The sequence below is a fragment of the Pseudomonas cerasi genome, assembly GCF_900074915.1.
In the GTDB taxonomy this organism is placed as follows: domain Bacteria; phylum Pseudomonadota; class Gammaproteobacteria; order Pseudomonadales; family Pseudomonadaceae; genus Aquipseudomonas; species Aquipseudomonas cerasi.
Genome location: NZ_LT222319.1, coordinates 5,468,880 through 5,494,132 on the forward strand (window position 1 = coordinate 5,468,880; position 25,253 = coordinate 5,494,132).

The window sequence follows — 25,253 nt, forward strand, 5'->3', positions numbered from 1 at the left end:
ATGGACTCCCATCCGCCTACGCAGGCGGCTGGCAATGGAATCCATTTGAACCGATCAAAGGAACTGATCATGGCGACCGAATTCGTGAAAAACGGCAACTTCAGCGACGATCTCAAGTACTGGGCAGCACCGGAGGGCTTTGATCCTGACTTCAAGCCTTGGCCCGCAGGGGATGGGCAGAGCATCAAACTGGATGCGACTGGAGTGACCGTAAGCCAATTTATCAATGCGCTGCCTGACTCTACCCTGCATATCGAGTTCGATGTGCATAGCGCAGACCTGAAATTAGACGAGGCGCTCTTTGTTATAGCCGTGGGAGGTTACAACAAAGAGGGCGCGCTGAATCTGACACCGGTCATTGGCCTCGCCACTGAAGAGTGGGAACATTTTTCAGGCGACGTTACGTTCGGAGAAGCGCTTGAAAAATGCTTCGTGAATCTGTCGGCGCCTTCGAACACGTTCCGCTTCTCGCTCTCAAACTCAAGGCTGGCTTCACCGTACGGCCCGGTACGGTTCGCCAACCTCAGCCTGTCCACGATCGACGTCAAAGACGCAGACGAGACCGACTGATTGCCGGGTCGGCAGCCCTGCCCCGCGTCACAGGCGGCAGGGCACGCCGACCTCAATGCGTTGGCTGCGCGTGCTCGCCGTCATCCTTGTCAGCCGCTTCGCGACGCTGTTCGTCGGTCGGTTCCTTGATGCGATACCAGGCCACGTACAACGCTGGCAGGAACAGCAAGGTCAGCAGCGTGGCGATGATGATGCCGCCGATCATGGCGTAGGCCATCGGCCCCCAGAACACCTCACGGGCGATTGGAATCATGCCCAGGCTGGCCGCTGCCGCCGTCAACAGGATCGGACGACGGCGATGCTCGGTGGCTTCGACCACAGCGTCCCAAGGCAGATACCCACTGCGCTCATAGGCATCGATCTGGGTCACCAGAATCACCGAGTTGCGGATGATGATGCCGATCAGCGCCAGCACCCCGAGAATCGCCACGAACCCCAGTGGCGTCCCCGTCGGGATCAGCGCCAGCACCACACCGATTAGCCCCAGAGGCGCGACACTGGCCACCAGAAACATCTTCTGAATGCTGTGCAACTGAATCATCAGGAACGTCGCCATGAGGAACAGCATCAGCGGCGCAACGCTGGCAATCGGCCCCTGCGCCTTGCTGCTTTCTTCGACCGTACCGCCGGTTGCAACCTTGTAGCCGACCGGCAGACCTGCGGCAAACTTGTCGATTTCCGGTTGCAGCTGCTTGACCAGATCAGTCGGCTGAATTGCATCGCGGACGGCGCCTTTCACCGTGATGGTCGGCTTGCGATCGCGGCGCCAGACCAATGGCTGCTCCAGCTCGTAACCGACCGTGGCGAACGCCAGCAGCGGGATCGACGTGCCGGTCGGCGTCACGATCTGCAGGTTCTGCAGGGTTTCCGGTGTGCCGCGCTCGGCATCTTCAGCACGCCCGATCACGTTGATCAGGTAGATATCATCGCGCACCTGGGTCACGGTAGAACCACTGACCACGCTGTTCATCAGCTTGGCGACATCTTCCGACGACAGACCCAACTGCCGGGCCTTGTCCTGGTTGATGTCGATGCGCAGGACCTTGCCCGGCTCGTTCCAGTCGTAGATCACTTCGCCCACATGCGGGTTGTGATCGAGCAGCGTAGCCAGTTCGATAGCGTGCTGGCGTACCTTGTCGATGTTCTCGCCGCTGACGCGATACTGCAACGGACGACCCACCGGCGGGCCCATTTCCAGCGCCTGCACATAGGACCCGATGCCGACGAAGTCATCACGCAGGCGTTTTTGCAGACGGGCAGTCAACGCGCCACGCTCCTCCAGGCCTTTACTGACAATCACCAGCTGGGCGTAGAACGGATTTTCCAGCTGCTGATCGAGCGGCAGGTAGAAACGCAACGCGCCCTGGCCGATGTAGGTGCTCCAGCGCTCGATGTCCGGATCGTCCTTGAGGCTCGCTTCAAAACGATCCACCACCTTGCGCGTCTCGTTGATCGAGGCGTTCTGCGGCAGGTTCAGGTCGACCAGTATTTCCGGGCGGTCCGAAGACGGGAAGAACTGGTTCTGCACGAACTGCATGGAGAACAGCGACGCGGCGAACAACCCTACCGTGATGGCAATCGCCAGCCAGCGATGACGCATGGCCCAGAGCATGCTGCCATTGAATGCCCGGCCTATGCGGCCCGGCTCTTCGGATTTGGGCTTGATGTTGGCGCTCAGAATGTGCACGCCGATCACCGGCGCAAACAGCACGGCAACCACCCACGACACCAGCATCGCTACGGCAATCACGGCAAACAGCGTGAATGTGTACTCCCCCGCCGAGCTGTTGTTCAGTCCGATCGGCACAAAGCCAGCCACAGTCACCAGCGTACCGGTGAGCATCGGGAACGCTGTCGAGGTGTAGGCGTACGTCGCGGCCTGCTCCTTGGATTCGCCCATTTCCAGCCGTGTGACCATCATTTCCACGGTAATCATGGCGTCATCCACCAGCAGGCCGAGGGCGATGATCAGCGCGCCGAGGGAAATCCGTTGCATGGTGATGCCGCTGTATTCCATGAACACGAACACCATCGCCAGTACCAGCGGAATCGAACACGCAACCACCAACCCTGCGCGAAACCCGAGGCTCACGAAGCTGACCAACAGCACGATAATTACCGCCTCGAACAACGCGCTGGTGAAGCCGCCCACAGCCTTGTTCACCACCTCGGCCTGATCCGAGACCTTGTGCACACCAATGCCGACTGGCAGCTCCGCTGTGGTAGCGTCCATACGTTCGTGCAGCGCCTTGCCGAAGGACTGGATGTTGCCGCCCTTCTGCATCGCGATGGCCAGGCCGATCGCCGGTTTGCCATCGAAGCGGAACAGCGGCTTGGGCGGATCGGTGTAGCCGCGGGTGATGTCAGCAATGTCGCTCAGACGGTAAAAACGGTCATTGATGCGCAGATTGACCGCAGCCAGATCCTTCTCGGACGCGAACTGCCCGGAGGTGCGTACCGAGATCCGCTCCGGCCCGGCTTCGATAACACCGGCAGGCGTCACCGCGTTCTGCGATTGCAGGCTTTGCACCACCTGGCTCTGGTCGATGCCCAATGCTGCGAGTTTGCGTGTCGAGAAGTTCAGGTACACCACTTCGTCCTGCTGACCGATCATCTCGACCTTGCCCAGGCCAGGCACGTCGCGGATGTCGGCGCGAACCTTCTCGACGTAGTCCCGCAACTGACGCATCGAGAAACCGTCTGCGGTAAACGCATAGATCGAGCCGTATACATCGCCGAACTCGTCGTTGAACGACGGGCCTTGCAGCCCCTGCGGGAACTGGCCACGGATGTCATCGACCTTCTTGCGCACCTGATACCAGATTTCCGGTATCGCCTTGGCACTGGTGGTGTCACGCAGGTACACGAAGACTGTGGACTCGCCCGGTCGTGTGTAGCTCTTCACGTAGTCCAGCGAGTCCAGTTCTTCGAGCTTCTTCTCGATGCGGTCGGTGACCTGCTCGAGGGTCTCGTCCACCGTCGCGCCCGGCCAGCGGGTCTGGATAATCATGGTCTTGATGGTGAAAGACGGGTCTTCCTCGCGCCCAAGCTTCATGTAGGAAAACACGCCCATCAACAGCGCGACGAACATCAGGTACCAGACGAACGACTGATGCTTGATGGCCCACTCGGATAAATTGAAATTCCCTTTCATCGCGGGCTTTCCTCATCGACTTTGACTTTCTGGCCCGGCTTGAGGCTGTTGACGCCCGCGCTCACCACTTTTTCACCCGCTTTGACGCCATCGGTCAGCACGAAAGAGTCGCTGTCACGGCTGGCAATAGTGACGGCTCTGGGGTTAACCGTCTGGCTCTGCGAATCGACGATCCAGATCTGGCGTTTGCCATCGACTTCCTGCAGGGCATTGATCGGCAGGCGCATGCGCGGTGTGATGGTCGAACTGAGCGTCACGCTGATGGCCGTGCCCAGGCGGAACGCCGCTGGCGTTTGCGCCAGCGACAGACGCGCACGACGAGTACGCGTCGTGCGGTCGGCCTGGGGTTCGATTTCACGAAGGGTGGCGGTGGTGTTCACTTCCGGATTCAGCTGACTGGCGACGGTGAATACCACGTCGGACGGCAATTGGTCAGCCAGCGTATCAGGGAGGTCGATCACCGCTTCCTTGATGTCCGGCCGCGCCAGGGTCACGACTTCCTGTCCGGCTGTCACCACCTGCCCGGCTTCGACTTTCCATTCGGTGACCACTGCGTCGTGATCACTGCGCAGCTCGCTGTAACTCAATTGGTCGCGGGCCTGTTGAGCCGCGGCCTTGGCCTGTTCCTGCGATGAGCTGGCGGTCTTCAGATCGGTCAGGGCGATGTCCAGTTGCGCCTGGGCACCGACGCCGCGATCGAACAGTTCCTGCTGGCGGCGAGCATTGGCCTGGGCGTTGATGTACTGCGCCTGAACATTGGCCAGGTCGCCCTGCCGGGCACGCACTGTATTCTGTTGATCGGTCGGATCGAGGGTTGCGAGCAAATCGCCTTTCCTGACTTCAGCGCCTACGTCGACGTCGCGCCGGGCGATGCGCCCCGCGACCCGAAAGCCCAGCACACTTTGATAACGCGCCTGGATATTGCCGGCAAAGCGCCCGAAATCCTGGACGGACTCAGGTCGGGCTTCGACGAAGACGACAGGACGCACCGGTTCAGGAGGTGTTTCATCCTTGCCACAACCGCTCAATAGTAAGCCGCTCAACAAAAGGCTGCCCAGCGCTACGCATGACAGACGCTTCATGGCTGCACCTGTGCGTTCTGCTGCTTGGGCTGTTCGGCAATGTCGACCTGCATGTCCGGGTGTAACAACTGTCCGCCTGCCACCACGACTTTCTCTCCACTCTTGAGCCCGTCGCCGATGATGACTTTGGCGGTCAGGTAACGGGTGACGGTGACCTTGCGCAGATTGACCTTGCCCTGCTCGTCCACCACCCACACGGCAGGCTTGCCCAACTGCTCGCCGAGGTCCTTGGTCAGCGCCGCCCATGGCAACTCGACACTGGCATTGGCCGGTGCGCTCAGTGCCACGCTGACCACCGAGCCGAGGTCCATGCCTTCAGGCAGCGGGTCCAGCGCGATCTTGACCTGCAAGGTGCCGGTTTGCGCCGACACCGCCGGGGTCACTTCACGCACTTTGCCGCTGACCTTGATAGTCGGGTTATCGAGCAACGTGACCTGCACGGCCTGATCGGTGGGCGGCTTGACGAACAGGGACTCGTAGACGTTGAACACCGCATCGCGATCACCGTCGCGCGCCAGATCGAAAATCGGCATGGTGGCCTGCACCACTTGCCCGACTTCAGCCTGACGCGCGGTGATCACACCCGGTGCGTCAGCGACCAGAGCGGTGTAACCCAGTTGTTCACGGGCATTGGCCAATTGCGCCTGCGCCGCCTTCAACGAACTTTCACTGCCGCGCAAGGCGGCCTGTGCAGAGTCATATTCGCTGCGGCTGGTATAGCCCTTGGGCAACAATTTTTGTTGTCGGACGAAAGCAGCGCTGGCCTGATTCACGCGGGCCTGCTCGGCGGCCACAGCAGCAGCGGCCGAGTCGACATTGACCTGCAGATCCTTGGGGTCGAGCCGCGCCAGCACCTGCCGGGCAGTGACCCGGTCGCCCACATCGACATTACGCTGAATGATCTTGCCATTGACCCGGAATGAAAGCCGGGTCTGCACCCGCGCCTGAACATCACCGGTCAGGGCGACACTGGCGGCGAAGTCGGTACTTTTTACCGTCTGCACATAAACTCTGGGCAGTTCGGGCGCCGCCGGTTTTTCCTCGCCACAACCGGCCAGCGCCGCCAATGCAGCAGCCAGACCGAACGTAACCAGTCTTGAAATACGAACGGGCATGCAGACTCCTTGTGCAACTGCCGGATGCGGGCGTGATCAGGGCGAGAGAATAGCGTGAGTATGCGACTGTGTGCGAGAGGGAGGGTTCATTGGGGCTTGCGTTGTAGATGCGCCGGGAGACGGCTTGAGCGAGTGGCGTCAGCGAAGAAACGTGGTCCGGCGGGTCGTAAGTGTATCGGCAGAGGAGAGCCGTGATCGATCCCTGATGATGGAGTAAAGGCTTCAGCCTGAACCGATTCGGGATGAGGGGCTACTGCCAGAAATGTCAGTATCGGGGGGAAGGTGCCTGACAAGTGGTAGCAAATATCACAAGGCCGTTCGGATGACCGAAGCATTACTAATGTTCGACGCATTACTTGAGCGTCTCATGGCAGGGCCTTTAAGAAGCACAGGCACTGCTTTCTGGACCCGTTTGTCCATTATGGAACGAGCAATTGACCAGCCACGCAGCCCAGCCGTCGGGTAAGCAATAAGGATAGCGGCAATCCTCAGTGGGCGAATTGCTGGCGATTCAGGGTCAGTTTTTGTCAGAACGAAGGAAGTGGCCCATGCCGAAGTGGCAACCAGTGCAGACACTCCGGTGAATGCCGAGATTTTTTCCGCTGTATTCGCCGGTCTTCTTGTCTCCTGAACGGGAAAAGCCAGGTTATTGCTGGCGACAGCCTGAGGCTTCACTTTGACACCTTTTAGTACAGCTCTCATAGGTGCACGGACCGCCAGCAAACCAATAATGCCGCTCAGAATTGCAGCACCGATGTAGAGGGAAGTTTCCACATCCTCAAGAAAGCCATGCCCCGTCGGATCAGATCGATTGACCGGATCCCCCGCACAATACGCATAGGCATTTATTCCACCCTTGCCAAACGGACTCAGGCTGTCGGGACTGTTGAAGCGCATCAGAACAGGGTTATAGGCGCGATAGCCGTTGCCCAGCAGATAATGACCGGTCAATGGGTCGGGGCGCTCACCGTTGAAGCCTGGCAGTTGGTTCAACGCTTGCCCATGCCCATAGGGGGTGTAAGCGATAGGGTCAGACAAGCTGGCCGATACGGTGTGGAGCACGCTGTGCTGTTGGTCCGAGCCGATCAACAGCGTGGCGAGCGCTGACTGCGTGGCCAGCAACTGACGACCGTGATGCAGGAATCGAACGTGTTCTGCACCCTGAATCTCGCTGACCAAGGTGTCGGACTGATAGTACGAGCGGGCAATGGCACCTGCCATCGGCGTGCGAGTCGCGAGCCGGTCAAGCGCGTCGTAGCGGTAACGGCACAGAGTAGTTTGCTGGCGCATGGCGAGTAACCGGAGTGGTCTTGATTAGCGAGACAGGCCTCTTCAAGCACACAATGCATTGCAGGAACCGCAGCGGCTACTCGTAGAACTGCTAGGTTGCATCAGGGATGTCAGGGGTTCTGGACGCATTCCAGCTCGGCCTTGGCCATATTGATCAGATGCCTGCTGCTAAACAAACAAGGGTGGCGACTTTGACGCGGGTTAGCAGACCGGTAGAGAACACAGACCCGGCGCACTCGAAAGTGCCCCACGCAAAGCCGCCATAAAACGGTAATTGCGCTGCGTGTCTCTGGACAGGCTGCTAAACCCGATCGCTGAAAAACCAGCGACCGACGCAGCCTAGTGTGCGGATTTGGCAGGCGCAAGGGCCCGGGATTTTCTAGGAAAGGTCATACGCAGGAAAGAGAAAAGACTGAAAGAAAGGTCCTGCAGGACAGGTTTTTCGTGAGCGGAAGTAACCTGATTTGTTCAGAAGAGGACGCAGAGCGTCCAGAACGGCATTCCCACGCTGGAGCGTGAGGAACGATAGGCGCCCGGGAGATCTTCTATCGTTCCTCACGCTCCGCGTGGGAATGCCCTTCATGACGCTCCGCGTCATCTTCAAAACGCGTCGATCAACTGCCCTCGGTGCCGTGCGCTTCTTCGAAGAAGTAGTCCTTCCAGCTCGCCGCCTTGTTTTTCAACACGCCCAGCTCATGCAGTTTCTCGGCGTAGATAAAGGTGCGCTGCGGCGTGACGGTGAAGTCGATTTCCGGGTCGGCGACGATTTTCTCTACCAGTGGCAACGGCAGTTTCGATTGCTCGACGCGGATGTAGGTCTGCGCGGCAGCAGGCTTGTCGGCTTTGATGATCTTCTCGGCTTCGGCCAGCGCGTCGTAGAACGCCTTGTAGGTCTTGGGGTTTTCGTCGTGGAATTTCTCGGTGGTGTAGAGCACGTTGAACGTCGCCTGGCCGCCCAGCACGTCATAGGAACTGAGCACCTTATGCACGTTGGGGTTCTCCAGTTCCTGGTACTGGAACGGCGGGCTGGAGAAGTGCGAGTTGATTTCCGAACCACCGGCAATCAGCGCAGAGGTCGCGTCCGGGTGCGCGAGGCTGACCGAGATGTTGTCGAATTTCTTGTAGTTGTCGTTACCGAACAGCTTGGCGGTTTCGATCTGCAATGTGCGCGACTGGAAGCCTACGCCCGCAGCCGGTACGGCGATGCGGTCCTTTTCGGTGAAGTCCTTGAGGGTCTTGACGCTGGGGTTGTTGGTCAGCAGGTAATTGGGCATCGAACCCAGCGAGGCAATCGCCTTGACGTTCTGCTTGCCCTTGGTGCGGTCCCAAACGGTCAGCATCGGCGGCACGCCTGCCGACACCACGTCAAGCGCGCCGGCCAGCAGCGCTTCGTTCATCGCCGTGGCACCGGAGATGCTGTTCCAGTCGACCTTGATATCCAGACCCTGCTCCTTGCCGTGTTTCTCGATCAGCTTCTGATCGCGCACCACGTCGAGGATCAGGTAGCCGATGCCGAATTGCTGAGCGATGCTGATCTTGCCTTCAGCCTGAGCGCCGCCACTGAGCAGCGCGCCAAACAAGCCAAGCGTCGCCGCCAGCACAGTCAGTGCCGGGCGTTGAAATGCAGTGTTCATGTGGTTCCCACCCTGATTATTCAAAAAAAGACGGCGTTTCAACGCTGCATGCCCCAGCGCTTGACGGTCAGGCGCTCGATGTTGGCGAACAGCAGGTTCTCGACCAGCAGGCCGATGAGGATCACCGCTGCCAGACCGGCAAAGACCTTGTCGGTATACAACTCGTTACGGTTCTGGAAGATGTACCAGCCCAGACCGCCCTTGCCGGAGGACGCGCCAAACACCAGCTCGGCGGCGATCAGCGTGCGCCAGGCAAAGGCCCAGCCGATTTTCAGACCGGCGAGAATCGATGGCAGCGCAGCAGGAATCAGGATGTGCCAGACAAAGCGCAGGCCTTTGAGACCATAGTTGCGCCCGGCCATGCGCTGGGTTTCCGAGACACCGAGAAAGCCCGCATAAGTATTGAGCGCCAGCGCCCACAGCACCGAATGCACCAGCACGAAGATCAGGCTGTTCTGGCCCAGCCCGAACCACAGCAGCGCCAGCGGCAACAGGGCAATGGCCGGCAGCGGATTGAACATCGCAGTCAGCGTGCCGAGCAGGTCGCGGCCCAGTTGGGTGGACACTGCCAGGGTGGTCAGGGCGAACGCCAGCACGATGCCGATCAGGTAGCCCTGAATCAGTACGGTCAGGGAAATCCACACCTTGCCTGGAAGCTCGCCAGAGATCAGCCCGTCATAAAAGGCGGCCGCCGTTTGCAGAAAGCTCGGCAACAGCAGGTCGTTGTTCTGCAGACGTGCAGCCAGTTCCCAGATCACCGCCAGGGCGATCATGATGACGCATTTGCGCACCCAGCTCAGTTGCCAGATGCGCTGTGCCAGGGGCAGGTCGCGGGCCAGGTCTTCCTGAGTGAAAGGCTCCAGCGTGATTTCATATTCTTCGCGAGCGGGAGGTGCGAGGCTCATGATTCGGGTTTCCCGGTAATCGTGTAGATAGGACGCGGAGCGTCCTGAAAGGCATTACCACGCGGAGCGTGGGAACGATCAAGGCAGTCGCCTAGTAAGCAATCCGGATGTCCTGAAAATTCAGATCCTGCTCCACGGGCCCGGCCTCGCCCTCATCGAACAACAAACGATGAATACGCTGCGCGGTCTGCTGAAAACCAACGCCGCCCAGGCTTTTCAGGTCGTATTGATGGCTGTTGATTTCCGCCCGTACGCGGCCCGGATGCGGTGACAGCAGCAGGATGCGGTTACCGACCACCAGCGCTTCTTCGATGGAGTGCGTGACGAACAGCAACGTAAAGCGCACCTCTTCCCACAGCTCAAGCAGCTCTTCCTGCATCTTGCGTCGGGTCAGTGCATCGAGCGCGGCAAACGGCTCATCCATCAGCAGGATTTTCGGCTGCATGGCCAAGGCGCGGGCAATCGCCACGCGGGCTTTCATGCCACCGGACAAGGTGTGCGGGTAGGCGTCGGCAAACGCACTGAGGCCGACCTTTTCCAGGTAGTAACGTGCACGCTCCAGCGCTTCGGGACGCTTCAGGGTGCGTGATGCCAGCAGCGGAAACATGACGTTCTCGATCACGGTTTTCCACGGCGGCAACTGGTCGAATTCCTGAAACACCACGATGCGGTCCGAGCCAGGTTCGGTGACCTGATGACCCGCCAGACGAATCTCGCCCTCGCTGGGCCGGATGAACCCGGCTACGGCTTTGAGCAATGTGGACTTGCCGCAACCGGATGGGCCGAGCAGCACGAAACGATCGGCCGGATCGACTTCGAAACTGACCTGATGCGTCGCCCGTACCACACGTTCTGGTGTGCGGTATTCGAGGCTGACGCCGCGAACTTGCAGCAAGGCTTCAGCAGTCGGCTGTTCAGCCGGTTGCGGTTGGGTGCTGGTGCTGGCCGTGTGGCCTTGCGCGACAGCATTCATGAACGGCTCTCCTGGATCAAAATGGCGCGGTGCCTTGAATGGTCGTGCGATGCAGTTTGCGACGCAGGTGCGCCGGGCAGCCGGCAGCCAGATGGATCAGAGAACGGTTGTCCCAGAACACCATGTCGTCGGCCTGCCACTGGTGCCGGTAGATGTGCTCGGGCTTCACGCTGTGGGCGTAAATCTCGTTGAGAATCTGACGGCTCTCGTCTTCCGGCAGACCGAGGATGCGCGTCGTGAAACCCTCGCTGACGAACAGCGCCTTACGCCCGTTTTCAGGGTGGGTGCGAACGATCGGGTGGCTGACTTCCACCACCTGAGCCAGTTGCTCGGCGGTCAGGGTCGGACGCCAGTTGGCGGCGTTATGGCCCTCGGCGTAGCGTGCGGTGTAACTGTGCACCGCCGAGCGCCCTGCGACTGCATCGCGCAGGTGTTGCGGCAACGTTTCCCACGCCAGGTGCATGTCTGCAAACAGCGTATCGCCGCCTTCACTTGGCAGCTCCTGGGCGTAAAGCATCGAGCCCAGGCTCGGCAGCTCTTTGTAAGACAGGTCCGAATGCCAGTACTTGCCGGCGTCGCCCAGGCCCACAGGCTTATCGTTCTCGACAATGTTGGAGACGATCAGGATTTCCGGATGGTTGGCCAACAGAAACTGCTTGAGCACATGGATCTGCAGCACCCCAAAACGCCGGCTGAAATCGATCTGCTGTTGCGGAGTGATCTGCTGATCGCGAAACACCACGACATGGTGATCCAGATGTGCCTGATGCACACGAGCGAAGTCGGCATCGTTCAACGGCCTGGACAGATCCAGCCCAACGATTTCAGCGCCCACCTTTTCGGTGAATGGACGCACTTCGAACGATTGCGAAGCAGGTTGAGCGGACGATGAAGCGAGGGAGGCTGCTGGCATGAGAACTCCGACTCCAGGACTGTGTGACTGAAAGACGAAACTCTATAGATATAAGAAAGATAATTTAAATACCGTTAAGGAATATCCATAGTGCTGATTTTTTCACTGCCTCGCTGTGTAGCGTCAGCCAGCATAAATGTGTCACGACAGATACATCCAAGTGTAAGACCGCCTTGCTAGGGTCGGCGCCTCATCCGAATCGAGTGAAGCGCCCGCTATGCGATCCAATAAACCGGTTGCCCATGTAATGGTGTCGTCATTGATACTTTCGCTGCTTGCCGTCTCGGTTCAGGCAGCGAGCCGTGCCAATGACAATCGTATAAACGGTGTCGACCTGCTCTCCGGGTTCAACACCCTGTGGACGACCGGTGCGACCTGGGACACCGGCACGCCGACTGCCCTCGGTCAGAGCCTGCTGCGACGCAACCTGCAGATCGTGGTCGACCGCGCCAACTCGCGCACGCTGGCGCAGGAAACCGCCGCCTACTTCGATGACCGCCGCGACCAGAGCTACAGCGCCATCAGCGGCCTGGGCTCGCTGAGCGATGCTTACAAAGCCGGCGCGGGCGCGTTCACGACGATCACGCAATTCGACGACAGCAACAAAACCGTCAGGTACGACGACAAGGGCAATGGCGCAGGCAGTTCGTCTTCGGCGCTGGGCAAGGTGGTCGACCTGGTCGGTGCCGTGCGCAACGATGCCTCCACGACTCCGGCCAAGTCCCACTATCTGTATCCACGGCCATGGCGGCAGAGCCTCGACGGACAGAGCCTGGCATTCGTCGTCGCGCCGTCCCTGCGCCCGGCCGAAAGCACCACGCCGGCCAGTGACTCGGGCTTCCCCAGCGGGCACACCAACGCTGCCTACCTGTCAGCCTACGCATTGGCCTACGCGATCCCCGAGCGGTTCAGCGAGTTGATGCTGCGTGCTTCGGAAATCGGCGACAACCGCATCGAAGCGGGCATGCACTCGCCCTTCGACGTGATGGGCGGGCGAATCACCGCGACCTATTTCGCCATCGACAACCTGTCCAATTCCGCCAACACGCAATTGCGCGCCGATGCTCGCGCGCAGGCGCTGGCCTACTTCACCGCTCAGTGCGGCGGCGACGTCAACAATTGCATGACGGCCATTGACCCGGCCACCGATCGCACTTCCCAGCATGCGCAGGACAAGGCGCTGTATACCGCGCGCATGACTTACGGCTTCGACCCGGTCGGCCCGACCAATCTCGCGCCGGTCGTGCCGACCAACGCTGAAGTGCTGCTGGAAACACGCTTCCCGTACCTGGACGCCAGCCAGCGCCGCGAGATTCTGGCGACCACTGAGCTGTCGTCGGGCTACGCAGTGATCGATCAGTCAGGTGGCTACGGTCGCTTGAACCTGTATGCCGCAGGCGATGGTTACGGCGCGTTCAATTCCAACGTCACCGTCAACATGAACGCCAGTCTGGGCGGCTATAACGCCATCGACGCCTGGCGCAACGACATCAGCGGCAGCGGTGCGCTGATCAAGAACGGTACGGGCAACCTGATCCTGACCGGCAACAACACCTACTCGGGCGGCACGCTGATCAACGGCGGCACCCTGACCGGTCATGCCCAGGCCTTCGGCAGCGGCACGATCACCGACAACGCAACGCTGGTGGTCGATCAGTCCACCAACGACACCCTCGCCAACACCCTGACCGGCAACGGCGCGTTGATCAAACGCGGCGTGGGTTCACTGAACCTGACCGGCAACAGCAGCCTGTCCGGCGCGACCACCGTGCAGGCCGGTCGCCTGGCAGTGAATGGCAACCTCGGCAACTCCATCGTCAGCGTGCAGCAAGGCGCGACGCTGGGTGGCAACGGCACCGTTGGCGGCATCAACGTCGCTCAGGGCGGCGTGGTCGCACCGGGTAATTCGGTCGGGCAGCTGAACGTCAATGGTGACGTCAACCTGGCTCAGGGTTCGGTTTATCAAGTGGAATCGGACGCCAATGGCAATGCCGACCGCATCGTCGCCAGCGGCCGCGCGACGATCAATAACAGCACGCTGTCGCTGGTCGAAGGCGGTAACTGGCTGGCCGCCAGCCGTTACTCGATCATTTCCGCAGCCGGGGGCGTGAGCGGTGCATTTGCCGCCGTGCAAACCAACTTCGCGTTCCTTACCCCGACGCTGAACTACACCGCGACCGACGTAGGGCTGACGCTGGATCGCAACGCACAAACCTTCGCCAGCCTGGCGACCACGCGCAACGCCAAGGCGGTCGCGCAGGGTCTGGACAGCGCGGGCGCAGGCAACGCGCTGTGGCGTCAGGTGGTGCAGGACGACGCCTCGACGGCGCAGGCCACGTTCAGCGCGCTGTCCAACGAGCTGCATGCATCGACTCAATCTGCGCTGATCGAAGACAGCCGTCTGGTGCGCAACGCCATGAACGATCGCATGCAACAAGCGCAGTCCGCGCAGTCATTCGGCAGCACCACACAAACCCTGGCCGGTGATGCCTCGCGTGGCGTGGTGTGGACCCAGGCAATCGGCGCGACCGGGCAAACCGACAGCAGCCGCGACGCCTCGGGCCTGGAAACCCGCACCAGCGGCCTGTTGTTCGGCGCCGACGTACCGCTCGACGACACCTGGCGTGTGGGTGCATTGGCAGGCTTCAGCAACAGCAGCTTCGACCTGCGCCACGCGTCTGGCTCGACCGACAGCGACAACTATCATCTGGGTGTCTACGGCGGCGCGAAATGGGGCCAACTGGGCCTGCGCCTCGGCGCGGTACGCACCTGGCATGAGCTGACCGCCAAGCGTACGCTGGACCTGCCGGGCTCGTCCGAGCACTTCAAGGAAGACTACAAGGCAGCGACCAATCAGGTCTTCGGCGAACTGGGCTACTCCATCGAAATGGGCAATGCGCTGCTCGAACCCTTCGCCAACCTGGCGCATGTGCGCCTGGACACCGACGCCTTCGACGAGAACAGCAACGCCATCAGCCTGCAGAACAAATCCCAGGACAACCACATCACCTTCAGCACCCTGGGCCTGCGTGCAGCGACCCGCCTGAGCGCAGGCAGCGTCGTGATCAAACCCAACGCCACACTGGGCTGGCGTCGCGCCTACGGTGACGTCACCCCGGAAAGCCGTTCGGCCTTCAGCGGCGGCAGCACCTTCGAACTCTCCGGCGCCCCGATTGCCCGCAGCGCCGCCGTGCTCGGCGCAGGCGTCGACCTGGGGTTGAGCGATACGCTGAGCGTGGGCCTGAGTTACGACGGTCAGGTGAGTAACGATGCTTCGGATCAGTCGCTGAATGCTCGGGTGACGTTGGCGTTTTAAGGCTGAAGCGGCGGCTGCTCTCTGTAGGGGCGGAGAGTAGCCTGCAGGATTTCTAGACTCGGCATGTAGGACCCATCAGAAAATCCCAGGCTACTTTGACTTCATTATCGGCCTTCCCTATGGTGCAGCTACCAACCGGGGCAGTCAGGGAGACACCCAATGCAGCTATCGGGCATTGTGCCGTCGTGGCTCGATATAGAACGACGCATCAGCCGAAGCATGGGCTACCAGCCTGGAGCCAGCTTCCAGCGCAGACTCAACAATGAGCCGGTTTCAACATTACAGCTCAACCTCCGACGCGTCGGTAATATCAGAAGCGCGTTCAACCGCGCCGAACTGGAAGCGGCCCGCCGGCTTGGGCGGCGTTTCCTGGATATCGACATCGCCAGCATCATCAACGACCTGATAGACGTGGTCACCCAAATGGCCATGATCGTCGCGGGCAGCACGCTCGCAGGGGGCGCGATAGGTGCGGGAGTTGGCAGCTTTTTATCGGGTGCAGGCGCGGTGCCCATGGGCATGGCGGGTGCAGCAATAGGCCTGGAGCTCAGCACTTGGATCCTGGGCATTCTCGGCCTGGCGTCCATTGCCGAATTCTTCGTCGACGGCCTTCCGCGGATTGTCGACTATTACGTGCGTGGCATCACTGTCGCCTGGGAAGGCACCCGTGGCGAGCCAGGCCTCAACCCCTTCGGCGGCGACGATCCGCAGGTTGTAGACCGCGCAGCACACCACATCGCCCAAGGCCACGAAGAAGTGGTGGTACTGCTACTGGGCGCCATCGTCGCCTACCTGACGCGCGGCCGAGGCAGCGCAAGCGTACTTGCCAATGAAATGCAAGCCAGCAAAAAAGGTGCGAAGCTCGGCCAATGGATGCTCCAGCACGAAGACGCCCTGACAAGACACCCCGACCTGCAACATGCCGGCCCTCGTAAAAGTGCACTGGACAAACAGGAACCGCCGCCTCCGCCTCCGCCGCCCAATCGACGTGCGGACGAGCCCGAACCGAAAAGAGCGTCGGGCATGGCGGAGCATGAGGTGCCATGTTTTAGATTAAGTGAAAAGCACCGCAACCTTGCTAAAAAGTTTGATGACCAGCTAGAAGCTCAGCAAAATGGGTTGAATGACTTGACGGTGAATGATTATCTGAAAGGGCGGAAAGCTTTTACGGATGGGGACGTTGTGCGAGACCCTCAGTTGGCTGCAAAGGCGCGCGAGGAATTTCGCAATGAACTAGAGGAAAAAATGCAAGACGAACTAATCTCGGGCGGAGCTATGCCCGAGTGGGCAGAAGCAACAGCCAAAAAAATGGCCTCAGAAAAAATGGCAACTTTGGCCGCACTGCATAATCCTGATTTATTTGCTGGAGGGAAAGACATAATTGGTGGTTTTGGTGATCGGAGGATCAACTCTAGCTTGGGTGCACAATGGCCAAGCCGTATTACAGGCTTGGATAGTGCCGCACAGGAGGTGCCAGAGGCGTTGCGTAGGTCTACCAATATGAATGCCAAACTTAAAAAATGTGAATAGAGGGAAAATTATGGACGAGCACTATGCTTTTTTTCTCAAAAAGTTCGGCCCGGCGATGGAACGCCGTGAAGTACCCGCATCAAGCATTGCCAAGTATAAACACAGACTCCCTGATCAGCTACTTGATTACTGGGCTGATCACGGCTGGAGCGGGTATGCGGAGGGACTTTTCTGGACGGTAAACCCTCAAGATTATGAAGAAATACTTGACCAATGGCTTTCAGACACCAAATTCTGCAGCCAAGACAATTACCACGTTATAGCTCGAAGTGCGTTTGGAAAACTTTACGTATGGGGTGAGAAAAACGGATTCAGCTTAACTATAACCAGCTCTATGGCACGTTATGTAGAACGGGAATCTAAGTTTAAAGGCGACGCACTCGATTTGGGAATAAGAGCATTTTTCTCTACAAAAAGCCCGAAGACCAATGGTTTTGAAGAACTATTCCTACCCGCTCTTGAAACTCTCGGCTTACTTAAAGCGGATGAAATGTACGGCTTCGTTCCTGCTCTTGCCCTGGGAGGACCGATGGAACTGAAAAACTTGAAAAAAGTGAAAACTATCAAGCACTTAACATTCCTGTCTCAGCTCTCGCCACTTCAGGACTGGGGGTTTCCAGATGTCTAAATCCGGAAACCGGAGATTAGCCTTCTTCATGACGCTGTCAGTTCGGACTGCATGATGGACGAAGACTTTGCTTTCTTTCTAGAAAAATTTGGCCCTGCGATTGAGCGAGATGAAGTTCTGAAGTCAAGCATCATCAGATATAAAAACAAACTGCCTGACCAACTACTGACGTATTGGATAGATCATGGCTGGTGCGGATATGCAGATGGGATTTTCTGGACCGTGAACCCTCAAGATTATGAAGAAATACTTGAACACTGGCTTACTGACACAGATATCCATGGATTGGATAATTACCATGTTATCGCACGCAGCGCTTTCGGAAAGCTTTACGTATGGGGTGAAAGGAAAGGTAGCTGCTTGACTATTAACAGCTATGTAGCCAGATACACTCCTCGTACCTCTAAATTTACAGGCGAAAAACTCGATTTCGGAATAAAAGTTTTTTTCTCGTCAAAAAAACCTAATGAAAGCGATTTAGATGATCTATTCAAACCGGCTCTTGAAAAACTCGGGCCACTCAAAAGTGACGAAATGTACGGCTTCGTCCCAGCCCTGGCACTCGGCGGTCCGATGGAACTTAAAAATCTACAAAAAGTAAAAACCATCGAGCATCTAACTTTTCTGTCTCAGCTCTCCCCACTTCAGGATTGGGGGTTTCCCGATCTTTGAATACAGCAATGAAATCAATTCTTCACCGCGCTCTTAGCATTGCATCGTGGACAAGCACAATGCCTTTCCTCAAAAGCCCTGACTCTATCCAGATTCAGCGAAACGGACTCAGCTCCATTTTCATTTCCCGGCCTCCCGATCAGCCTCAACAATCGGGGTCGGGAATGGGCTGCGTGCCTTTGCAAACCACCACAGGGCACCCGCCCCGATAACGCTCGTCAGCATGGCCAAACTCAGGATGACCTGGCGAATGCCCAAAGGCGCTGCGAGCAGGGCCACCAGCAAACCTGCCAGAGGCTGCGACAGGTTGTTGAGCAACGTGATCACGCCCACCGTCTTGCCGAAGTCCTGAGGCGGTATCACCCGCTGCCGGAGGGTGCGCATGTAGACGTTGAACATCTTGTCGAAACCGACGATCAACAGAAACCCCAGCGCATAGCCAATCAGGTTCGGGCTCAGGGCGCTGATAAATGCCCCGATCGCGATCATTGAATACCCGACACCGCCCAGCACCCGCAAAGGCAGCACCACACGGGCCAGGAAGAACAGGATCACAATAGTGGTCACTGCCCCCGCCGCCTGCAGCCCTGCATAGTTATCTTTGCCTGCGCTGTACTCGCCGATGACCATGGCTGCCGAGGTCGCCAGCGTGACACCGACGATCAGGTTGACGCCTGCTGCCAGCGTGATGATCTTTTTCAATTCGGCCAGGCCACGGATATGCCCGAACGCAATCCGCAGTGGCTGCAGCCAGATGTCTTGATGCTGCTCGAACACTTCCAGCTTAAAACAGCCAAGATGTCGCCACGCCAACATGCAGAGGTCTGCCAGCAGGAATAGTCCGGCGGTCAACAGTACGACCCAGTACCAGGCCCACACCTCAAGTATCAGTGCCGCGACCAAGGGCCCGAGAACCAGCCCTGACTGGTCGGCGATCTGGGAATAGGACAACGTTTTGGTGTAGCTGTAGTGCTGAAAGATATGCGGCATGAGCACTTCGCGCGCCATGATGCCTTGCGTGGTCAGCACCCCGCACAATGCCGAGAGCACCACGAGCCATCCAATGCCACCAAAGAGTGCGTAGAACACCATCGCCAGCACGCAGAGCAATGCCCGGTAGACCTGGCTGATGTGCAGAATTCTGATAGGCGAATACTTGTCGCACAGCGCGCCGCACAACGGAAACGCGAGAAACCTCGGTAACGATTCGGCGAAAAACGCCAGCCCCGCCCATGAAGCGCTGTTGGTGGTCTGGAACACCACCAGCGGCACTATGAACAACAGGATCTGATCCGCCAGCCTGGACAGGAAAAGCGAGATGAAGAAAGCGAGGTAATCCTTGCGCATGCAAAACTCCTGTAGGCCGGGACGTGCATCGCTATTAACCGAGCCAGGCGTTGGAGCTTATTGGATTTGCGTGCGTAATGCTTAGAAGAGGACGCAGAGCGTCCAGAACGGCATACCCACGCGGAGCATGGGTACGATAGTGTTTGCCCGGACACCTCGCGCGCCACCCGTACAGCGATCTCCCTGACGACTATCGTTCCTCACGCTCCAGCGTGGGAATGCCTTTCGTGACGCTCCGCGTCACAAATCTGTGCCGCGCCGCACATTCAGGGTCGGACGCGGAGCGTTCAGAACGGCATGCGACGCGGAGCGTCGCACGATAGTTGGAGGAACGAAAGTCAGTGGTCAGAACGCAGGCAGTACCGCGCCGTCGTACTTCTTGTTGATGAAGTCTTTGACTTCCTGGCTGGTCAACGCTTTCGACAGTTTTTCGATGGCGTCGGTGTGAGCGTTGTCTTCGCGGGTCACGAGGAAGTTCACGTACGGCGAATCGGCACCTTCGATGATCAGCGCGTCTTTCTTCGGATTGAGCTTGGCTTCCAGCGCGTAGTTGGTGTTGATCAAGGCAAGGTCAACCTGCTTCAACGCACGTGGCAGTACAGCCGATTCCAGTTCGCGGAACTTGAAATTCTTCGGGTTGGTTGCGATGTCTTTCGGCGTGGACAGGGCGTTGGTCGGATCCTTCAGGGTGATCAGGCCACCTTTTTGCAACAGCAGCAGTGCGCGACCTGCGTTGCTGCCTTCGTTTGGAATGGCGATGGTTGCGCCTTCAGGCAAATCAGCCAGCTTCTTGTACTTGCTGGAGTAGCCGCCGAACGGTTCGACGTGTACGCCCACGCCAGTCACAAGATTGGTGCCTTTGCCCTTATTGAAGCCATCCAGATAAGGCTTGGTTTGAAAATAGTTGGCATCCAGGCGTTTTTCGCTCAATTGAACGTTTGGCTGCACGTAGTCAGTGAAGACCTTGATTTCCAGGTCCACGCCTTCTTTGGCCAGGGTCGGCTTGATCAGCTCAAGGATTTCCGCGTGCGGTACTGGCGTCGCGCCGACGACCAGCTTTTCACCTGCGTGAGCCAGGCCAATGGAGAACACAGCCGCCAGAGCGGTCAGCAAAAACGTCTTTTTCATGCAATGTCCTTAACGAAAATCCGAGAGCGTCATCCAGAAATGACACCTTATTATTCAATGGTTTGTCACAGCTATCCGAACCCTGCGACATCACGCTGACATTACCGGTGTTTTATATTCCGATAAAATACTTTTTAATCGAGTGCTTATGCTTTTTTGCATCAGCATCTACTCTACCTCATCAGTACCGTGCTGGGGCGCGCTCAAGCAGGACGCCGCGCCAGCTCTGAGGTGACTGTTTCAAGCAGTTGCCTGAGCGCGGACAGCTGCCTGCGATCACCACCATCGAGCAATAGCTGCGTCTGGCGCTCGATCAGCGTGAACGGATCGGCGATGTCCGGCAGATTGATATCTTCAGCCCGAATTTCATCACCGCTGCTGACCAGCAAGGCAAAGTGAATGACGTTCTCCAGTTCACGGGTATTACCGGGCCAGCTGTGAGCCTCCAGCGTGCGCTGCGCATCCTCGCCGATCAATTGCACCGGCAGATTCAGACGCTGGCTGTAGATCCCGACAAAATATTCGGCCAGCGGCAGGATGTTGCCCGGCTGCTCGCGCAACGCCGGCAGATCGAGGCGGCCCTCGCTGAGGTAGTGATAAAGCCGCTCGTGGAATTTGCCGGCAGCCACGGCCTGCGCCAGATCGATACTGGTGGCTGCGACCAGACGCACATCGACCGGGCTCGGCTGCTGCGCGCCCAATCGCGTGACTTCGTGATTCTCAAGCGCCGCGAGCAGCTTGACCTGAATCGGCAACGGCAGGTCGCCGATTTCATCCAGATACAAAGTGCCTCCGTTGGCCGAGCCAAACCAGCCTGCGCGGCTGCTGACCGAACCGCTGTGCGCTCCGGCGGCGTAGCCGAACAATTCGGCGTCGGCATAGGTCGGGCTGATCGCACCGCAGTTCACTGAAACGAACAAGCCCGAGCGATCACTGCCGCGATGAATATGCCGGGCCAGCAACTCCTTGCCGGTCCCGGACTCGCCACGGATCAGTACCGGTAGAGAACGGGGAGCCAGTTGCTCCATTTCTTCACGCAATCGGCGCGAGCGTGGGTCGATGAACACCAGCGCCTTGGCGCGAATGCTCAGTGGGCTTTTTTCCGCATCGGGAAAGGTCAGCAGCGGTTGGCCGAAGTTTTCGTGAAGGCTCATGACACACTCCCGCCTGAGCCCTTGCGATGGCTCAAGCGTTTAAAAAGACGGGACCCGGTGAGTCCGATAAACAGGCTGCCCGGTCATGCGCGACGACGCGCGTGTTGCTCCAGACGGTTTTGCAGGCGGTACAGGTAGGCGAACCCCTGCTCCCAGCGCTGATGACCGGACTTGACGTTGATATGCCCGGCCTGACTCAGAAACCCGACTTCCGCGCCCCAGTGACGGGCCATTTCCATGGCGCGCTGGGAGCTGACCGCAGGGTCGTTGTCAGAGCTGACAATCTGCGTCGGAAACGGCAACAGATCAGCAGGGATCGGCGCGAAATTACGCAACGCAGGCGGGCAATTCGGACGCTCGACGTCGGCCGGTGCCACCAGTAGCGCGCCCTGCACCTGACGCAAGGTTTCCAGCGGCGCGAGTTGAGCCCAATGCGCGACGGTGACGCAACCCAGGCTATGAGCGATCAGGATCACGGGTGTGTCGTGCGCGGCAATCGTGCGCTGCAACTCGCCGACCCAGTCTTCACGACGAGGCTTGAGCCAGTCGGCCTGCTCCACGCGTGTGCTGTTGGGCAGGCTGTTCTGCCAGTGGGTCTGCCAATGATCATCAGGAGACCCCTGCCAGCCTGGCACGATCAGATACCGGATCGACTCGTTATGCATGGATTCGCCTCCTGCATGTATGCGTTCATGAGACGAGTATAGGGATGGAAGTTATATTCGCTAAGGAATAAGAAGCTATTTGTTAATTCCCCAAACGAATATCAACCAATAGACAAAAAAAGAGGCCACTCCCTGCCTTCGAGGAACGGCCTCTAATAAAAATCACTTTCAGGGCAAAGACTATCCGTACTTCGTTACAGGATTACGACGGCCTCAGGTTGCAGGCACAGTACTCGGGCCCTGCTCGCCCGCAGGCAGCGGTACCGGCTCGTCGTGCTGCGGGACTTCACGGGCAACGTTCCACACCACGATCGCAGCGACGATGTCGAAGATTGCCAGCACCACGAACAGCGGGCTGTAGCCGATTTTGGTGACCAGCACGCCGAACACCATGGTGAACGCCGCCGCCCCGAAAAAGCCGAACATTCCGCCCATCCCGGTCGCTGTGGCCACCTCGTTCTTGCCGAATGAATCCGAGGTGATCGAATACAGCGCGCCCGACAGGGTCTGGTGGGCAAAACCGCCGATGCACAGCAAGGCAATGGCGGTGTAGGGGCTTTCGACCAGCCCGATGCACGCCGGCCCGATCATGCAGGAGCAGCCGAACAGCATGACCATCTTGCGCGAGGTGAACAGCGACACCTTGCAGTACTTGTGGAACAGCGGGCTGAGGTAGCCGCCCAGTACGCAGCCAATGTCAGCCGCCAGAAACGGCAGCCAGGCGAACATCGCGACTTCCTTGATGTTCATGTGGCGCTCGGTCATCAGGTACAGCGGGATCCACGCATTGAAGGTCTGCCAGGCAGGCTCGGAGAGGATTCGCGCCGAAGCAATCGCGTAGAAATTACGGTTTTTGAACAGTCGCTTCCAACTGCCTTTCCGGGCAGGTGCATCCTTCAGACGCGCTTCCTGGCCGCTGAGGATGTAGTCGCGTTCGGCATCGCCCAGACGCTTCTGATCGCGCGGATGCTTGTACAACAGCAGCCATAGGCCGCTCCACACAATGCCCAGACCGCCAACAATCAGGAACGCCAGCTCCCAGCCACTCTGCAGAATGGCCCAGACCACCAGCGGGGGTGCAAGCAATGCGCCGAACGACGAGCCAATGTTGAACCAGCCGATGGCGACCGAGCGCTCTTTGGCTGGAAACCATTCGGTGGTCGCCTTGACGCCTGCCGGCAGCCCCGCGGCTTCGGTCAGGCCGAGCATGCCGCGGAAGATCGCCAGACTCTGCCAGCCGGTTGCGAATGCAGCGGCAGCGCAGGCGGCAGACCAGGCGATGGCGAAAATCGCAAAGCCCATCTTGGTGCCGATTGCGTCGATGATGTAGCCCGCCACGGGCTGCATGATGGCGTAGCACAATTGCCAGGCGACCACGATGTGCGCGTACTGCTCGGTGGAGATGCTCAGCTCGCTCATGAGCGTCGGTGCTGCGACAGACAGCGTATTGCGTGCCAGGTAGTTGACGACCAGGCCGGCCGTGACCAGCCCCACCATCCACCACCGAATGCCTTTTATCTTCATCTCTTCACCCTGTTTATTTTTAGATTGGCGATGAGCGTCCCGCGGCCAAGGCCGTGAGGCGGCTGGTTTTATGTAACTTCAGATTACGGTTTTTTCAGAAGACTTTTAGGCGCTTTCTGCCGACGATCATGCGTAAAAACGGATTTTTCGCACGAGGAGCATGCCTTTACGGCCTGAGAATTCAGACTGATCATGAGGTTGTTACTCTTTGAATTATTTTTGTGGTTGTAATTTTATTCGAGTCTTATGTTGTCGTACAACATGGAGAACTTATAGTCATTTGCCGTTCCAGTGTCAAATGACAGAAACGCTCTGACCTGCATCAGCATGGGCTGGCGACGTGTTGAGACGGGAAGGAGCGTTTTCGCGTTATACGACGACTGCGCAATTGGCGACTGCTGATAGCTCGTTTGGGCCTATGGGGCACTGCTCAGCGATTAGAGCGCGAACTATTTTCTGTGTGACGGCAAGAAACGCGTCCTGGCACTTGCACAACTGTCACAAATGCTCTCATTCTTGGTGACGGCGTCAGGCAATGGAGTTGCCCGGTAGTGCCTTGTCGGCACCGGCCTGCTGCCGAAGTCACTTTATGCCAGGAAGAGGCGTCCGCATGCCTGAGCCAAGCAGTCTCGCCAGCTGGACCCCCGCTCTGCGCAAGCAGCTCATTGCCTTGGGTATGGACAGCGATGCGTTGTGCCGAAGCGCGGGTATTGACCTGAACAGGCTGAGTGAACCCGATGCGCAATTCTCGCCGGATGTCACCGCCGCGCTCTGGCAACGCGCAGTGCAAGCCAGCCTTGACCCTGCCCTGGGTTTGCGTGTTTCACGCTTTGTCAGCCCGACGGCGTTTCATGCGCTGGGCTACACGCTTGTCGCCAGCGGCTCGTTGCGCGAGGTTTTCGAGCGCATCGTACGGTACCGCTCGATGGCCGAGGACTCTCTGGAGCTGGATTTCAGAACAGTCGGCGAGCGTTATGAATTCCGCTTCGGTACGCCGCCATCCTGTCAGTCACCGGTTCATGAGCTGCTGGATGCATTTGCCGCCATTTACGTACGCACCTGCCGCAATCGGTTAGGCCGGGGCTATGCGCCACTCGCCGTGCACCTACAACGTCCGGCACCCGAGGATCCGCAGCCCTGGCACGACCTGTTTCGTTCACCGGTCACGTTTGCGGCGCAGGAGAACCTGCTGGAGTTTGGCGGTGATCAATTCGACAGCCATCTGGATGACGGGCCGGTACAGCTGAACGGCCAGGAATCCCAAGGAGATCCGTTACCGTCACTGATCTGGGAACAGCGCGTACGCTCGGCCATCGAAACCCTGCTGCCGGACGGCGAGCCCACCGCCCAAAGCATCGCCGAAGCCCTGCACCTGAGCACGCGCAGCCTGCAGCGCCATCTGGCCGACGAGGGCTGCTGCTATGACCTGCTGCTCAATCAATGCCGCCAGAACCTGGCGCTGCTGCACATGAACGATCAGCAAAGCTCGCTGAGCGAAATCGCCTACCTGCTGGGCTTTTCCGACACCGACTGCCTGAGCCGCGCCTTCAAACGCTGGACCGGACTGACACCAGAACAGTACCGCAGCGGCGTGGTGCGTTGAGCATTGTCAGGGACACACCATCGTGCCCATGCTGCGCGTCCACTCTTGAT

Annotated in this window: 19 protein-coding genes; 6 read left to right on the forward strand and 13 right to left on the reverse strand. The window is 58.8% G+C overall.

The genetic code is table 11. The annotated features are described in order from the left end of the window. Positions 1-69 precede the first annotated feature (69 nt). Positions 70-570, forward strand: coding sequence for a hypothetical protein (locus tag PCPL58_RS26705; RefSeq protein ID WP_003432318.1), 501 nt, complete (start codon positions 70-72; stop codon positions 568-570). Between the two features lie 52 nt (positions 571-622). Here PCPL58_RS26705 and PCPL58_RS26710 read toward each other — a convergent pair whose 3' ends face one another. The 8 genes from PCPL58_RS26710 to PCPL58_RS26745 form a co-directional block, all read right to left on the reverse strand. Further along, positions 623-3,724 carry an efflux RND transporter permease subunit gene (locus tag PCPL58_RS26710; RefSeq protein WP_065350844.1) on the reverse strand — a complete coding sequence of 1,034 codons (3,102 nt, stop codon included), beginning with the start codon at positions 3,722-3,724 and terminating at the stop codon, positions 623-625. Further along, the gene (locus PCPL58_RS26715) at positions 3,721-4,806 is read right to left on the reverse strand and encodes an efflux RND transporter periplasmic adaptor subunit (protein ID WP_003365897.1); all 1,086 of its coding nucleotides are present in this window, start codon (positions 4,804-4,806) and stop codon (positions 3,721-3,723) included. The genes PCPL58_RS26710 and PCPL58_RS26715 overlap by 4 nt, the downstream gene beginning before the upstream one ends. Further along, positions 4,803-5,921: an efflux RND transporter periplasmic adaptor subunit gene (locus PCPL58_RS26720; protein WP_065350845.1), complete on the reverse strand. Its 1,119-nt coding sequence runs from the start codon at positions 5,919-5,921 to the stop codon at positions 4,803-4,805. The genes PCPL58_RS26715 and PCPL58_RS26720 overlap by 4 nt, the downstream gene beginning before the upstream one ends. Before the next feature lie 306 nt (positions 5,922-6,227). Continuing rightward, on the reverse strand, positions 6,228-7,211 hold the full coding sequence (locus PCPL58_RS26725) for an RHS repeat-associated core domain-containing protein (RefSeq protein ID WP_104685632.1): 984 nt from the start codon (positions 7,209-7,211) through the stop codon (positions 6,228-6,230). Positions 7,212-7,825: 614 nt separating this feature from the next. Further along, positions 7,826-8,845 (reverse strand): ABC transporter substrate-binding protein, encoded by a 1,020-nt coding sequence (locus PCPL58_RS26730; RefSeq protein ID WP_003432311.1) that lies wholly within the window; start codon positions 8,843-8,845, stop codon positions 7,826-7,828. 38 nt (positions 8,846-8,883) lie between these two features. Next, complete coding sequence (locus PCPL58_RS26735) at positions 8,884-9,750, reverse strand: ABC transporter permease (RefSeq protein ID WP_002551588.1); 867 nt, start codon at positions 9,748-9,750, stop codon at positions 8,884-8,886. Positions 9,751-9,841: 91 nt separating this feature from the next. Next, the gene (locus tag PCPL58_RS26740) at positions 9,842-10,723 is read right to left on the reverse strand and encodes an ABC transporter ATP-binding protein (protein WP_065350846.1); all 882 of its coding nucleotides are present in this window, start codon (positions 10,721-10,723) and stop codon (positions 9,842-9,844) included. Positions 10,724-10,739: 16 nt separating this feature from the next. Beyond that, positions 10,740-11,636: a TauD/TfdA dioxygenase family protein gene (locus PCPL58_RS26745; RefSeq protein ID WP_003432305.1), complete on the reverse strand. Its 897-nt coding sequence runs from the start codon at positions 11,634-11,636 to the stop codon at positions 10,740-10,742. A 217-nt stretch (positions 11,637-11,853) separates the two neighbouring features. On the opposite strand from PCPL58_RS26745, the gene PCPL58_RS26750 reads away from it, so the two are divergent. The 4 genes from PCPL58_RS26750 (at position 11,854) to PCPL58_RS26765 (ending at position 17,782) form a co-directional block, all read left to right on the forward strand. Next, a complete protein-coding gene (locus PCPL58_RS26750; protein WP_065350847.1) occupies positions 11,854-14,952 on the forward strand; it encodes an autotransporter domain-containing protein in 3,099 nt (1,032 codons plus the stop codon). Between the two features lie 159 nt (positions 14,953-15,111). Then, complete coding sequence (locus tag PCPL58_RS26755) at positions 15,112-16,482, forward strand: DUF6861 domain-containing protein (protein WP_065350848.1); 1,371 nt, start codon at positions 15,112-15,114, stop codon at positions 16,480-16,482. Positions 16,483-16,492: 10 nt separating this feature from the next. Further along, positions 16,493-17,110 carry a GAD-like domain-containing protein gene (locus tag PCPL58_RS26760; protein ID WP_065350849.1) on the forward strand — a complete coding sequence of 206 codons (618 nt, stop codon included), beginning with the start codon at positions 16,493-16,495 and terminating at the stop codon, positions 17,108-17,110. A 54-nt stretch (positions 17,111-17,164) separates the two neighbouring features. Next, complete coding sequence (locus PCPL58_RS26765) at positions 17,165-17,782, forward strand: GAD-like domain-containing protein (protein WP_024661533.1); 618 nt, start codon at positions 17,165-17,167, stop codon at positions 17,780-17,782. 120 nt (positions 17,783-17,902) lie between these two features. Here the strand turns inward: PCPL58_RS26765 and PCPL58_RS26770 are convergent, their stop codons facing one another. From PCPL58_RS26770 to PCPL58_RS26790, 5 genes are all read right to left on the reverse strand, one after another. Next, a complete protein-coding gene (locus PCPL58_RS26770) occupies positions 17,903-19,129 on the reverse strand; it encodes an MFS transporter (protein ID WP_065350850.1) in 1,227 nt (408 codons plus the stop codon). Positions 19,130-19,474: 345 nt separating this feature from the next. Continuing rightward, complete coding sequence (locus tag PCPL58_RS26775; protein WP_003365877.1) at positions 19,475-20,257, reverse strand: MetQ/NlpA family ABC transporter substrate-binding protein; 783 nt, start codon at positions 20,255-20,257, stop codon at positions 19,475-19,477. A 203-nt stretch (positions 20,258-20,460) separates the two neighbouring features. Further along, positions 20,461-21,411, reverse strand: a complete 951-nt coding sequence (locus PCPL58_RS26780; protein ID WP_065350851.1) for a sigma 54-interacting transcriptional regulator — start codon at positions 21,409-21,411, stop codon at positions 20,461-20,463. Between the two features lie 83 nt (positions 21,412-21,494). Beyond that, on the reverse strand, positions 21,495-22,076 hold the full coding sequence (locus PCPL58_RS26785; protein ID WP_003365875.1) for an alpha/beta hydrolase: 582 nt from the start codon (positions 22,074-22,076) through the stop codon (positions 21,495-21,497). A gap of 213 nt (positions 22,077-22,289) precedes the next feature. Then, positions 22,290-23,573, reverse strand: coding sequence for an MFS transporter (locus tag PCPL58_RS26790; RefSeq protein ID WP_065350852.1), 1,284 nt, complete (start codon positions 23,571-23,573; stop codon positions 22,290-22,292). 637 nt (positions 23,574-24,210) lie between these two features. On the opposite strand from PCPL58_RS26790, the gene PCPL58_RS26795 reads away from it, so the two are divergent. Continuing rightward, positions 24,211-25,203: an AraC family transcriptional regulator gene (locus PCPL58_RS26795; protein ID WP_003365871.1), complete on the forward strand. Its 993-nt coding sequence runs from the start codon at positions 24,211-24,213 to the stop codon at positions 25,201-25,203. Positions 25,204-25,253 lie beyond the last annotated feature (50 nt).

Bases quoted from the DNA above. Each gene is read 5' to 3' on its own strand.
- PCPL58_RS26705 (WP_003432318.1), top strand. From the start codon at position 70: ATGGCGACCGAATTCGTGAAAAACGGCAACTTCAGCGACGATCTCAAG.
- PCPL58_RS26710 (WP_065350844.1), bottom strand. From the start codon at position 3,724: ATGAAAGGGAATTTCAATTTATCCGAGTGGGCCATCAAGCATCAGTCG.
- PCPL58_RS26715 (WP_003365897.1), bottom strand. From the start codon at position 4,806: ATGAAGCGTCTGTCATGCGTAGCGCTGGGCAGCCTTTTGTTGAGCGGC.
- PCPL58_RS26720 (WP_065350845.1), bottom strand. From the start codon at position 5,921: ATGCCCGTTCGTATTTCAAGACTGGTTACGTTCGGTCTGGCTGCTGCA.
- PCPL58_RS26725 (WP_104685632.1), bottom strand. From the start codon at position 7,211: ATGCGCCAGCAAACTACTCTGTGCCGTTACCGCTACGACGCGCTTGAC.
- PCPL58_RS26730 (WP_003432311.1), bottom strand. From the start codon at position 8,845: ATGAACACTGCATTTCAACGCCCGGCACTGACTGTGCTGGCGGCGACG.
- PCPL58_RS26735 (WP_002551588.1), bottom strand. From the start codon at position 9,750: ATGAGCCTCGCACCTCCCGCTCGCGAAGAATATGAAATCACGCTGGAG.
- PCPL58_RS26740 (WP_065350846.1), bottom strand. From the start codon at position 10,723: ATGAATGCTGTCGCGCAAGGCCACACGGCCAGCACCAGCACCCAACCG.
- PCPL58_RS26745 (WP_003432305.1), bottom strand. From the start codon at position 11,636: ATGCCAGCAGCCTCCCTCGCTTCATCGTCCGCTCAACCTGCTTCGCAA.
- PCPL58_RS26750 (WP_065350847.1), top strand. From the start codon at position 11,854: ATGCGATCCAATAAACCGGTTGCCCATGTAATGGTGTCGTCATTGATA.
- PCPL58_RS26755 (WP_065350848.1), top strand. From the start codon at position 15,112: ATGCAGCTATCGGGCATTGTGCCGTCGTGGCTCGATATAGAACGACGC.
- PCPL58_RS26760 (WP_065350849.1), top strand. From the start codon at position 16,493: ATGGACGAGCACTATGCTTTTTTTCTCAAAAAGTTCGGCCCGGCGATG.
- PCPL58_RS26765 (WP_024661533.1), top strand. From the start codon at position 17,165: ATGGACGAAGACTTTGCTTTCTTTCTAGAAAAATTTGGCCCTGCGATT.
- PCPL58_RS26770 (WP_065350850.1), bottom strand. From the start codon at position 19,129: ATGCGCAAGGATTACCTCGCTTTCTTCATCTCGCTTTTCCTGTCCAGG.
- PCPL58_RS26775 (WP_003365877.1), bottom strand. From the start codon at position 20,257: ATGAAAAAGACGTTTTTGCTGACCGCTCTGGCGGCTGTGTTCTCCATT.
- PCPL58_RS26780 (WP_065350851.1), bottom strand. From the start codon at position 21,411: ATGAGCCTTCACGAAAACTTCGGCCAACCGCTGCTGACCTTTCCCGAT.
- PCPL58_RS26785 (WP_003365875.1), bottom strand. From the start codon at position 22,076: ATGCATAACGAGTCGATCCGGTATCTGATCGTGCCAGGCTGGCAGGGG.
- PCPL58_RS26790 (WP_065350852.1), bottom strand. From the start codon at position 23,573: ATGGTGGGGCTGGTCACGGCCGGCCTGGTCGTCAACTACCTGGCACGC.
- PCPL58_RS26795 (WP_003365871.1), top strand. From the start codon at position 24,211: ATGCCTGAGCCAAGCAGTCTCGCCAGCTGGACCCCCGCTCTGCGCAAG.